Below are 12038 nucleotides of genomic sequence, written 5' to 3' on the forward strand. Positions count from 1 at the left end.
TAAGTTAACTGGTTGATGGAAAAACACCAACAACATTAATTACAAAGCTCTGCAATGTGACCGTTTCGGATTCGGATCGTTCTTTTGGTCGCTGTTATCCCCAGATTTTTTTGATCCATTTTTCAATGGTAAAATCCGGGGATAAAGGCGAACGCTTCGCTCCTACAGAATCGATTCCGTATCCTCCACTACTTTAGTGGGTTGTAATTAACGCCGATGGTGCATATGTGTTCCATCAAACGTTAACTTATATATATTATTTTGTTGTTATTAAGCTTTAGAAGCCATTTTGCGTTGTTTTTCTGCACGCTCACGCTCGGATTTATTCAGGATCTTCTTACGAAGACGAATAGATTTTGGTGTAATCTCACAATATTCATCTTCATTCAGATATTCAAGCGCTTGTTCCAACGAGAAGATAATTGGAGTTTTAATTTTAACCGTATCATCTTTACCGGAAGAACGAACGTTAGTCAGTTGTTTTTCTTTGCAGATGTTAACAACGATATCATTGTCACGTGTATGTTCACCAACAATCATACCTTCGTAGATTTCAGTACCTGGCTCCAAGAAGAGCGTACCGCGATCTTCAACGCCCATCATGCCATAGAACGTAGATGTACCAGTCTCAGTTGAGATCAGCACGCCTTGGTGACGTCCACCCACTTGACCGGATACTACTGGAGCGTAGCTGTCAAATGCATGGTTCATTACACCGTAACCACGAGTCAATGTCAGGAAGTTTGTGCTATATCCGATCAAACCACGTGCTGGAATCAGGAACTCCAGACGAACTTGACCACTACCTGTGTTAACCATGTTAACCATCTCTGCTTTACGTGCGCCCAGGCTCTCCATTACGGAACCCATGCTCTCTTCAGGGATATCAATCAACAAGCGCTCGAGAGGTTCCATTTTCTTACCGTCAACTTCTTTAACGATAACTTCTGGTTTGGATACTTGCAATTCATATCCTTCACGACGCATATTCTCAATCAGGATACCCAAGTGAAGCTCACCACGTCCGGAAACGACAAATGCATCCGGGCTATCCGTTTCGTCAACACGAAGGGAAACGTCTGTTTCCAATTCTTTTAACAAACGCTCACGAAGTTTACGGGAAGTTACCCATTTACCTTCACGACCTGCGAATGGACTGTTGTTCACGAGGAACGTCATTTGCAGTGTAGGCTCATCAATTTTCAAAACTGGAAGTGCTTCTGGATTGTTAGGGTCGGCAATGGTTTCACCAATGTTGATGTCCTTGATTCCTGCAATGGCAACGATGTCGCCTGCTCCTGCTTCTTCCGTCTCAATACGTTTGAGACCTTGGAAACCGAACAGTTTCTCGATACGTGCAGTTTTGCTCTTACCATCACGCATAATAACCGTTACCGATTGTCCTTGACGGATCACACCGCGGTTAACACGACCAATGGCAATACGGCCAAGGTATTCATTGTAGTCCATCAAAGTAACGAGGAATTGAAGTGGTTCTTCAACATTTTCGGTAGGGTGTGGGATATGACTAACGATGGTATTGTAAATCGCCATCATGTTGTCATCCTGTTTTGCAGGATCATTATCCATGCTGGATGTTCCGTTCAATGCGGAAGCATATACAACAGGGAATTCAAGTTGTTGATCGTTGGCACCCAGTTCAATGAACAGGTCCAATACTTCATCAATAACCTCAGTCGGGCGAGCCGCTGGACGGTCAATTTTGTTAACAACAACGATTGGTGTCAGGTTGTGCTCTAGAGCTTTACGAAGTACAAACTTCGTTTGTGGCATACAGCCTTCATATGCATCAACAACGAGCAATACGCCGTCAACCATTTTCATGATACGTTCCACTTCACCACCGAAGTCGGCGTGTCCTGGTGTATCCACAATGTTGATCAGATAATCTTTATAAGTTATAGCCGTGTTTTTGGCCAAAATCGTAATACCGCGTTCACGCTCCAAATCGTTGGAGTCCATTGCGCGCTCCTGTACCGTTTCGTGATCACGGAAAGTACCGGATTGCTGGAGCAACTTGTCGACGAGCGTAGTTTTCCCGTGGTCGACGTGGGCAATAATCGCAATATTGCGAATGTGTTCTCTTGAATGCATGGTTTGTATCCATATCCTTTCCAATTTCAATTCTTATCTACTAAACTTCCCGCAATTTCGCAGGTTACTCACAAAATAAGCGTCGGTGATATCCCGACGCATGTCTATATCCCTTATATTATAGTTTATTATAGGTAAAAATCAAGATATTTCGCACGAAAAGACCAATGGGAATGTTACCAGCCTCTCCCTTGACGTCCTCGCCCAAGCAATAACCAGACTCCGGCCAAGATCAAAAGGACAGCAAGTACATAGATTATTCCCGTTTGCAGCAAGGTAAATCCGAATAATATGATGGACACCGCACCAAGGATCAAAGCTGCAGGTAACACATATTCCGGTCTTCGCCGTTCAGCCATTCCATATTCGAGTAACCCTATGGCGAACCCAAGCAAGAATGCTGGCCACAGCCTGCTCATAAGTCCAGCGCCCCATGTATTCGTTATACTGAATAAAACACCATACACCGTTAGTATGCCGGCAGGGACAAGGGACCACGATGGTAAAATGCGCGCATAATATAACGCATGAAGGGCGATTCCTGGCAGCAGGATCAGCAAAGGCCAGAAATTGCGACCTATAAATCCAAACACGCCAAACTTGCCAAGCAGAATAATAATTCCCGCAGCTGCAATAAATAGTCCAATCGCTTTTTCATTTCTCATCCTCATCTGCAATCACCTCTTATACTATGGCTATGTACTTTATTTCCTCATAAACGATACGCATTTCATGCTGACTGTTGATTTTAAACCTGTAATCCTGCTTCTAGTGTATCCGATGTTTCGGCAAAAAACTATACTTTATGTCGCACTTTGCGTGCGTCCTTTACCTTTATTACCCTAAAATGTGCAACTTATGACTAGCCCAATGGTTGTTGTATTCACAAGCGTATTCTCTCAACACAAAACCGCCTAAACCGGACGGTTCAGACGGTCATATGTTCAAGCTTTTATCCAAAATTAAACTATGCGTTCTTCCGCACAAATTTATGTGCGCCTCCAATCGCAACCACAAGACAAGCCATTGCTGCGGGTAACAGCGTATGCACCTCTGATGCCATACCTCCCAGCCATTCTCCTAACTTGGGGTCTTTCATCACCATCTCACCTGCTGTGAAGGCTAGGATGCCTGAGCCAGCGAATACAAGAATCGGAAATCGCTTCAACAAACCAACAATTAACCCGCTCCCCCATACAACAATGGGGATACTGATTGCAATACCGATGACAATCAAAGCCAAATCTCCATCTGCCAAAGCCGCTATGGCCAAAACGTTATCCAGACTCATTACAAAATCCGCAATCAGAATGGTTTGAATAGCTTTCCAGGTCGTAGAAGCTTCTCGAATATGTACCTCATCCTCATTTTGAAGCAGCAGCTTTACTGCAATCCAGAGTAACAACAGCCCACCTGCCGCTTGGATAAAGGGAATTCCCAGCAATAATACCGCTACAAAGGTTAATACACAACGCAGCAGTACCGCACCAAAAGCTCCCCACCATACCGCTTTTTTGCGTTGTACTGGTGGCAGATCCTTGCTGGCAAGCGCAATAACAACCGCATTATCTCCACTCAATACCAGATTGATCATTAAAATTTCAGTTAACAGCCATAGTGTATCCATGTCCTCATCCCCCCACATTAACTTGTATGTCAGAGTTGTCCATGCTATTCTTAATGATTGAACCGTATATAAGGAGTGACATATCTCATGGAGCTATTTAGTCCCACATTCTGGCTGGCTTTGCTGAACGTTGTCTTTATTGATCTAATTCTGGCTGGGGATAATGCCATCGTCATTGGTCTCGCAGCTCGAAATTTGCACCCTTCCGTGCAGAAAAAGGCGATTCTATATGGAACTGGCGGCGCACTTTTGATTCGAATTTTAGCAACAGTTGTTGTTTTATGGTTGCTTAAAGTTCCGTGGCTCTTGCTTGTGGGAGGCATACTTCTGATCTGGATTGCCTATAAATTATTGGCGGATCAGGGAGATGAACACAATGATGTCCAGGCGGGAACTTCCTTGTGGACCGCTATTCGTACCATCGTGATCGCGGATGCAGCCATGGGACTCGATAACGTGATTGCAGTTGCTGGAGCAGCGCAGCAGCATCTCGTGCTTGTCATCCTTGGACTCCTGATTAGTGTACCTATTATCGTCTGGGGCAGTACCCTGTTTATCAAGCTAATTAATCACTTTCCTTGGATCATCTATGTCGGAGCCATCGTTCTCGGGTATACGGCTTCCAATATGATCACTGAGGAACAGCGACTCTTGCCTTACTTTACTGAACATCCGGCATTGCGCATTCTCTTCATCGTTGTGGTTATTGCAGGCGTAGTCTTTGCAGGTTATCGCAAACGCTCCAGCAGTTCCAGCCACAAGGGATCTGGCGGGGAACAGCAGCGCTCCTATTCGTAGGCTAATTTAAACTAAAATTTTATCTGAATACAGCAAAGGACTGAACGATATTTCATCGGACAGTCCTTTTTTGCAGTTAACATAGCCCTTATTATGTCAGCCATGCTAAATTTTATTGAGTTTAGAACCAGTCATCCTTCATGCCATTGTCGCCTGTCTGATTCGTTACCACAGAAGTTTCACCAGCGTGTAATGTGATCGTTTCAGTTTGTTCCACTGCTTGATCCACCCATTCTGAGAGATGGCTCATTGTTGATTCAATTTTATCAACAATTCGAAGATTTGGATTGGTTGAAGGTGACTTTGGCACAAAGAGAGTACAGCAATCCTCATATGGCAAAATAGATATGTCATACGTTCCGATCTGTTTTGACAGGGTAATGATCTCCTGTTTATCCATCATAACCAGTGGTCGCAAAAGTGGCAGATCCGTCGCACGACCAATGACATTCATACTCGGAAGAGTCTGACTCGCTACTTGGCCCAAGCTATCCCCGGTGATCAGTGCGATTGCCCGCTCACGCTCGGCAAGTTTGGATGCAATTCGCAGCATTGAACGTCGCATCAGCGTAATAATCAGATTGTCCTGACCCAGTTGGGTAAATGCTGTTTGAATCTCTGTAAATGGAACCAGATGCAACTTGATTGTTCCTGCATGATCAGCAAGGGCACGTGCCAAATCAATGACTTTCTCTTTGGCACGCTGGCTTGTGAACGGGTAACTGTAAAAATGTACACATTCCACTTCAAGTCCACGGCGCATGGAAGACCAGGCTGCAACCGGGCTGTCTATTCCACCTGATAGCAGTACCATCGCTTTTCCATTCGTGCCCAGCGGAAACCCACCTACTGCCGGAATGGTTTCGTTGAAAATATAGGTGCCCTGATCTCGAATTTCCACTCGTAGCTCAATATCAGGCTCGCGAACATCAACACTCAATTGCTGGAACTTTCGAAGGATCGGGGAACCAACCAGATGGTTCATTTCATGGGAAGAGTTCGGAAACTCCTTCCATACCCGCCTTACATTCACCTTGAATGTGGTGCCTTCCTTGAATTCGTCCTCCCTTTCGTCCATAAATGCGACTGCTGTTTTCACAATCTCATCAAGCTCGGATGGAGTAACTTTAACCGGACTAATCGACATCACGCCGAATACCCGCTTCAGCACCTTAATTAGTTCAGTATGTGATTCACCGCCAAGATCCACATAGACACGGCCATATTCTTTGCGAAGGCTCGCTCCTGGATAAGGTTTAAGCAAAGCTTTCACCTGTGTAATGATCGTTTTTTCAAATCGGGCACGATTTTTCCCTTTTAACATAAACTCTCCGAAACGGAGAAGCAGCATATCATATTTCATATCCATTACATCCGCCTTTCGAGGGGCCGCAACTGCGCCACCATCTGATGTAAAGCCTGTTCAAGCAAGGCTACATCTTCTTCTGTATGTTCATTTCCAAGACTAATACGCAATCCGCCACCAGCACAAGCTGCATCTCTGCCCATCGCAAGTAGAGCCCTACTCGGTTCAGCCGAACGCGAAGAACAGGCAGATTGGGTCGATATGGTTACACCAAGTTGCTCCAAGGTGTGCAGCGCCACTTCTGCCTTCATCCCGGGATAGGAGAAGTGCACAATATGAGGTGCACCCTCTGGGCGACTGTTCAATTCAAATTCAGGAATGGCACGTATCGTTTCCATCAATCGATCACGGAGCACCGTTGTACGCCGGGCAAAATCAACCTGATCTTCTGCTGCCATTCGCATCGCCTTAGCCATGCCTACCAGTAAGGCCACGTTTTCTGTGCCTGCTCTTAGGCCCTGCTCCTGTGATCCTCCTGACAATAGTGGCGTAAGCTCCACTCCACTTCGCACATACAGGAGACCTGCTCCCTTCGGTCCACGAATCTTGTGAGCAGACAGACTGTACAGATCTGCACCCCAAGCCGCAGGTGTTGCCTTCATTTTTCCAAAGCCCTGAACACCATCCACATGGAAAAGCACGCGTGGTGCTTTCTTTTTGAGCTGTTTGCCGATCTCTGCAATTGGATGGATGGCACCTGTTTCATTGTTTACATGCATCAGACTCACAAGCACCGTATCCGGTCTGATCGCGTCTACAACCTGCTGAGCGTTGACCACACCATTGGAATTGACAGGAATTAACGTCACGTCCCATCCCCATTGCTGCAATTGCATAAAACTTTCATACACCGAGGCATGCTCGGTAGCCGTAGTGATGATGTGTCTGCCTCGTGACTGATAACGTAATGCCGCACCTTTTATGGCCAGATTATTGCTCTCGGTCGCACCAGAAGTAAACACAATCTCTTCAGGCTTAACGCCGATTGCCGCAGCACATCCGGATCGTGCACGACGCAGCAACTGATGAGCACGCTCTCCATACCCATGGATGGAGGACGGATTACCGAATTGTGTCTCCATAATTTCGGCCATCGTACGAATCACATCCGGATGAGGAGGTGTGGTTGCAGCATAATCAAAATATTTCAAATGAGGTTAGACCTCCCTTTATCTCTTCGTTCATGAACCTACAGTGAGCATTGTAACATGATACCCATACAACACAAAAAGACCAACCGGGAACAGGCGTTTCAAGCGCTACTGCTCCCACATTTGATCTTGGCTTGCCTATCATGTGTTTTCACAAATGTCTATCTGTGAGTTTAGATCACATACTTTGACTGTGCCTTCTCCACCTTGGAGATATAATTCTGAGTTTCGGAAGGCAGACGGTTAAGTACACTCATCAGTTCGCTATCACTCGACACGCCCAGGCGTGAAACGCGCCCTGGTCCTGCATTATACGCGGCAAGCGCCATCTTCACTTCTCCACCGAAACGCTGGAGCTGAAGGGAAAGATACTTCGTACCCGCATCAATGTTCTGGGCAGGATCAAATGAATTACTCACACCCAGCCCTGCAGCCGTGCCATCCATTAATTGCATGAGCCCTTTGGCACCGGCGGAGGACACGACATTTGGATTAAAATTGGACTCTGTGTCAATGACCGCCTTGATCAATGATTCAGGAACACCATACTTCGCACTTGCTTCCGCAATCAAAGATTCATAATCCGTAGGTACAGATGCTCCGGAATCCACGATTCCTGCATTGGATGAAGATAATAAAGACTCAACGATGTTATTGGAGACAGAGGACGATCCTGCCGTATTTATATCCGGATTGTACGTGCTTCCGAGTTGCAGCCACAACAGACCATCACTGGATCTTTTGGAGACCGTAGCGGTAGAATCTGTATTGCTCGTCGAATTGGCACCCGTACCTAACAGCCCGTCCATCACATTGGCGAAATCCACTGTTGAACCAGCATTTGGTTGTGATCCACTGGTTTGGTTATTCACATTGGACAATTGCAGTTCCAATAACTGCCGCGATCCGCTTGGATCAATCTGCATGAGTTATACCCACTCCCGTATAATTAAGCGTATTATGACCTTATTCTACATCCTTTTACAGCAAGGTTCCATTGTTTTCAAAAAAATATATGAATCTTCCCACTTAACCTGCGCATATACGAAAGAAACCTTCTGTAATTCACCACATTTGGGTGAGAACAGAAGGCTTGTGAGTGAATCATTTTACAATTTAGCGAGCGAATGGAATCATGAAAAAATAACTCAGCGTGGCTACAATACCCAGTCCAATGGACCAGGCTCCCGCTGTCTTACGACCATTCACATAAGCATAGTAACCCAGTACGGCTGCGGCCGGCCCAAGTACGATTGACCACATGAACAAGGACGCAATCCCGAAGGCAAGTCCCATGTAACCCGCGACCTTGCCTGTTGATTCCATGACCCGGTCTGCCTCATGTTTCTCCGGTACAGGCTCTGCCCGTTCGGTACCTCCAGTTCTTACAACAGTCGGAGGAGCGACCTCTGCCCCGTATTCTTCCCGATGTGCTTTTCTGGGATAATCGACGCGCATACGCTGTTTTTCACCGTCAACATTGATTTTAGGACGATCTTGAAAATTAAACTTATTATCGTCATTTTTCATTGGGAAGCACCTCCGTTATGAATAGGGATGACTGCTCACTTGGGTTTGAACGTGTGACAGCATGTTGCAGAGGATGTGCGTGCATGATCATGGTGATCGGAGTCAAATGTCTCACCGGCAAATTCCTCATGCAGACGACGGGTGGCATGTTGGTCGATGTCAATCATGATGGCATCAGCGTGGCAGAAGTTGTTCTCTCCCCAAAAGTTGCAGTTGGAGACGCTGCATTTGACAATTGGTTTGTCTTGGCTCATTTTTTATCACCTCGACTACTATTGTCTCCCCGCCACAAACCTGATATTCCCCGTCAAAATGCCAGATGATGACATGATTACACCTCGTCTGATTCTCACTAAAAACACAAAAAAACCGCCACAAGGGCGGTTTCGTCCAATTTCATATTCAGGTTTAAACGTTAATTAGGCGTGATTCCGTTGATTTTGCATACGGCGCTGGGTCAGGTAATCACTTTCATAATATGCCAGATCATCGCGCAATTCTTCGTACGTTTTGGAAACCTCAAGAATAACATCCCGTACTGCACGGATTGGCTTGTCACGGAAACGAATGGCATCTTGTCCTGTGTAAGCGTATCTTCCGTCTTCGGAATAACATTCATTTTTGGGATAGAAAAAGCTGTTTACGCATTGGTGATACGTATTATAAAGAGCCTTTTCGGCAAAATCGACATCAAAGTTGGCACGACGCAGCACAACGCCAAGTTTTTCGTAAGAAACTTCAGAAAAAACGAGCAAATGACGGAGATCTGAAAGAAATCCTTTGTAGAAGGCTGTTGATTCTTCCGTCTGATTCTGATCCAGTTCAGGCAAAGCATTATCATTCAAAAATTTTTCAATCCGATCGATAGCCGGTTTTAACTTTTCCCTAGTTGACTCACATGTTTTCTGTACATTGGCTGCTGACATAAAGGTAGCTCCCCCTTAAATAAGTCCTTACATATAGGTCGGCCAACGGTGGTTTTCCCCTGACCTTTGAATTCTCAGCTATAATCCTACCATAAAAAGATGACGAGCGGTATCCCTTAATCATGCTTTCCGCTTCTGCCGTTAAACATGCCTATTATACGCAGTTAGACTCGAACTCGCCTGCATAAAAATATCCGCTTTTTCTAACGATAGATATAACCAGTGACAACGACGAAGCACTGTTAATGATTGTCCAAAATGAACGAAGGAGGTTCCATCCACCATGTCCAGACCGAAATGGATTAACTGGGCCCTTGCAGCTGGTGCGGGTGCACTCGCCCTGACGCTCCTGCTTCCAACATCCAATCGTCCCGAATCTAAGCCAGGTGCCCTGTCAGACTCTGCTCATGAAGAGCACACGAGTAAACAGCGTCTGAAAGTGCAGGATGTCAAAGCAACCGATCTTCTGACCCGTATGGATGCCAAGCAACATCTCAGTATCATGCTGGAGAAAACCGCCACAATGAATGCTGCGCAGGTTAGCCGATATGTGAATGATCTCCAAAGTTCACATGAACATATCAGATCCATTCATCTCATGAATACCAATGGCTCTTTTAACAAGCCCTTTGATCACGCCTCCACACAAGGAAGCAAGTTGGAACAACAGAAGCTTCAACATTCGCTCAACCTTGCCAAAAAAGCGGTAAACAAACGTCAAAGTTTTGAATCCTCTTCTTTTCCTTTGGGAAAAGAAAAATATTTTGTTATGGGGCAACCCTCCAAAGATGGCAAAAGAGCTGTGATTGCCTTGTTCAGCCAGAACGTATTAAATGCTGTTGAACAACATCAGCGGAAAAATCTGCGCATGATCCCTTATCCGCGTGAGGGTAAATTCAAAATTGAGTCTGTTCACCCGGATACGCTTAACGAAATCACAGTAAAGACCGGACATGATAATGCAAATGCCAGTCATTTTTACGAAAATGAAATCGTCATCCGTTTTCGCCAGGATCCCGGTGAACGGGATATGCGTATCATTAAATCCGATCTAAGAGCGCAATCTGCGCGCAAGCTGGGATACACGTATGTTTTTCGGTCAGAACACATGAGTTACAAGCAATTGCATAGTTATTTCGAAAGCAAATGGAATCCACTCTATATGGAACCCCACTATATGTATTTAACCAATGATACTGTAACTGAACAAACAGATGTAACGATACCCAATGACATTTTGTTCTCCGATTATCAGTGGAACCTGCCTGCGATTGAGACAAACAGAGGTTGGAATATTAGCAAGGGAAACAAAGATGTCATCGTAGCAGTGGTCGACACGGGGGTTGATATGAATCATCCTGACCTGAAGGGCAAGCTCCTTGAGGGTTATAATGTGGTCGAGCCGGGAAGCCAACCGATGGATGATGTGGGACATGGGACACACGTCGCAGGCATTATAGGCGCTATTGTCAACAATAACGAAGGCGTGGCAGGCATGAGCTGGTATAACAAGGTACTACCGGTTAAAGTACTCGACAACTCAGGTTCTGGTACCACGTATGCCGTTGCCGAAGGCATCATCTGGGCAGCCGATCATGGAGCCAAAGTTATCAACATGAGTTTGGGTAATTATGCTGATGCGCAATTTCTTCATGATGCCATTAAATACGCTTTTGACCGGGATATCGTCCTGATTGCAGCCACGGGGAACGATAATACCGAGCGTCCAGGATACCCAGCTGCCTATCCGGAAGTATTTGCCGTATCTGCTACGGACCCGGATATGAGCAAAGCTTCCTATTCCAACTACGGGGATTATGTAGATGTGATGGCTCCAGGGTCCAGTATCGCCAGTACCTATCCAAACAATCAGTATGCGGCCTTGTCTGGAACGTCCATGGCTAGCCCCCACGTAGCCGCACTTGCAGGTTTGATTCGTTCATTGAACCCGGACTTGACCAACACGGAAGTGATGGATTTGATGCGCCAAAGTGTTATTGACCTCGGTGATCCGGGTCACGATAAGTATTTTGGCTATGGCCAAATCGATGTCTATAAGGCACTGCAAGCCGCATCAGGCAACAGCGCTCCTTTGCAATTCTGGCCGCAACATGTCAGACAACAAATGGATAATACGATGAAAAAGTATACCCAGTAATCGTAATGACTCTACTCAGTAAAAATACAAAAGCAGCTGCGCCCCGGGGCGTACGCTGCTCTTTTGGTTTATATTCAATTCCCCGGGGCACCCGCTGCGCTTAGCGCTTGCGAGAAGATGTGCGGGCTTTACTTGATTTTTTCACGGATTTTTTCTTCGGATTATGGCTGGATACATAACAAGGGTCTTCTTCTTTGACAACAACAGGATACATGTGGTGATGAATCGGAACACAGTGATGTTTTTTGATCACTTCAATCGGGTGAATTACAGGCACGATTTGTGGGATGTAATAATCCTCAACAACCTGGATCGGGTCACAGACAATCGGGCAAAGCGGTGGACAGTAATGGTTCATTTCAAAACC

Annotated in this window: 12 protein-coding genes; 2 read left to right on the forward strand and 10 right to left on the reverse strand. The window is 45.7% G+C overall.

From position 1 onward, the window contains the following. Positions 1-270: 270 nt before the first annotated feature. The 3 genes from typA to V6669_RS21345 all read right to left on the reverse strand — a co-directional run bounded on the left by typA (position 271) and on the right by V6669_RS21345 (position 3742). Positions 271-2115 carry a translational GTPase TypA gene (typA, locus tag V6669_RS21335; protein ID WP_091028450.1) on the reverse strand — a complete coding sequence of 615 codons (1845 nt, stop codon included), beginning with the start codon at positions 2113-2115 and terminating at the stop codon, positions 271-273. 176 nt (positions 2116-2291) lie between these two features. Beyond that, positions 2292-2786, reverse strand: a complete 495-nt coding sequence (locus tag V6669_RS21340; RefSeq protein WP_338587977.1) for a hypothetical protein — start codon at positions 2784-2786, stop codon at positions 2292-2294. A 296-nt stretch (positions 2787-3082) separates the two neighbouring features. Continuing rightward, complete coding sequence (locus V6669_RS21345; protein WP_091028445.1) at positions 3083-3742, reverse strand: TerC family protein; 660 nt, start codon at positions 3740-3742, stop codon at positions 3083-3085. Between the two features lie 87 nt (positions 3743-3829). Here V6669_RS21345 and V6669_RS21350 point away from each other — a divergent pair, with 87 nt between their 5' ends. Next, positions 3830-4540 carry a TerC family protein gene (locus V6669_RS21350; protein WP_047843768.1) on the forward strand — a complete coding sequence of 237 codons (711 nt, stop codon included), beginning with the start codon at positions 3830-3832 and terminating at the stop codon, positions 4538-4540. Positions 4541-4661: 121 nt separating this feature from the next. On the opposite strand, the gene thiI is transcribed toward V6669_RS21350, so the two are convergent. The 6 genes from thiI to V6669_RS21380 form a co-directional block, all read right to left on the reverse strand. Continuing rightward, entirely contained in the window at positions 4662-5903 is a 1242-nt protein-coding gene (gene thiI, locus V6669_RS21355; RefSeq protein WP_338595007.1) for a tRNA uracil 4-sulfurtransferase ThiI, read from the reverse strand. 5 nt (positions 5904-5908) lie between these two features. Next, complete coding sequence (locus V6669_RS21360) at positions 5909-7057, reverse strand: cysteine desulfurase family protein (RefSeq protein WP_338587979.1); 1149 nt, start codon at positions 7055-7057, stop codon at positions 5909-5911. A gap of 173 nt (positions 7058-7230) precedes the next feature. Further along, positions 7231-7983 (reverse strand): lytic transglycosylase domain-containing protein, encoded by a 753-nt coding sequence (locus tag V6669_RS21365; RefSeq protein ID WP_338587980.1) that lies wholly within the window; start codon positions 7981-7983, stop codon positions 7231-7233. Between the two features lie 190 nt (positions 7984-8173). Continuing rightward, positions 8174-8515 (reverse strand): hypothetical protein, encoded by a 342-nt coding sequence (locus tag V6669_RS21370; RefSeq protein ID WP_240768140.1) that lies wholly within the window; start codon positions 8513-8515, stop codon positions 8174-8176. 107 nt (positions 8516-8622) lie between these two features. Further along, the gene (locus V6669_RS21375) at positions 8623-8841 is read right to left on the reverse strand and encodes a DUF1540 domain-containing protein (protein ID WP_074095869.1); all 219 of its coding nucleotides are present in this window, start codon (positions 8839-8841) and stop codon (positions 8623-8625) included. 165 nt (positions 8842-9006) lie between these two features. Then, positions 9007-9513 carry a YpuI family protein gene (locus tag V6669_RS21380; protein ID WP_338587982.1) on the reverse strand — a complete coding sequence of 169 codons (507 nt, stop codon included), beginning with the start codon at positions 9511-9513 and terminating at the stop codon, positions 9007-9009. Positions 9514-9796: 283 nt separating this feature from the next. Here V6669_RS21380 and V6669_RS21385 point away from each other — a divergent pair, with 283 nt between their 5' ends. Continuing rightward, positions 9797-11671 carry a S8 family peptidase gene (locus V6669_RS21385; protein ID WP_338587983.1) on the forward strand — a complete coding sequence of 625 codons (1875 nt, stop codon included), beginning with the start codon at positions 9797-9799 and terminating at the stop codon, positions 11669-11671. Between the two features lie 100 nt (positions 11672-11771). Here V6669_RS21385 and V6669_RS21390 read toward each other — a convergent pair whose 3' ends face one another. Then, the gene (locus V6669_RS21390; RefSeq protein WP_076211601.1) at positions 11772-12029 is read right to left on the reverse strand and encodes a hypothetical protein; all 258 of its coding nucleotides are present in this window, start codon (positions 12027-12029) and stop codon (positions 11772-11774) included. Between the last annotated feature and the right edge of the window lie 9 nt (positions 12030-12038).

The sequence above is a fragment of the Paenibacillus sp. Y5S-9 genome (assembly GCF_036894235.1).
Taxonomy (GTDB): Bacteria; Bacillota; Bacilli; order Paenibacillales; family Paenibacillaceae; genus Paenibacillus.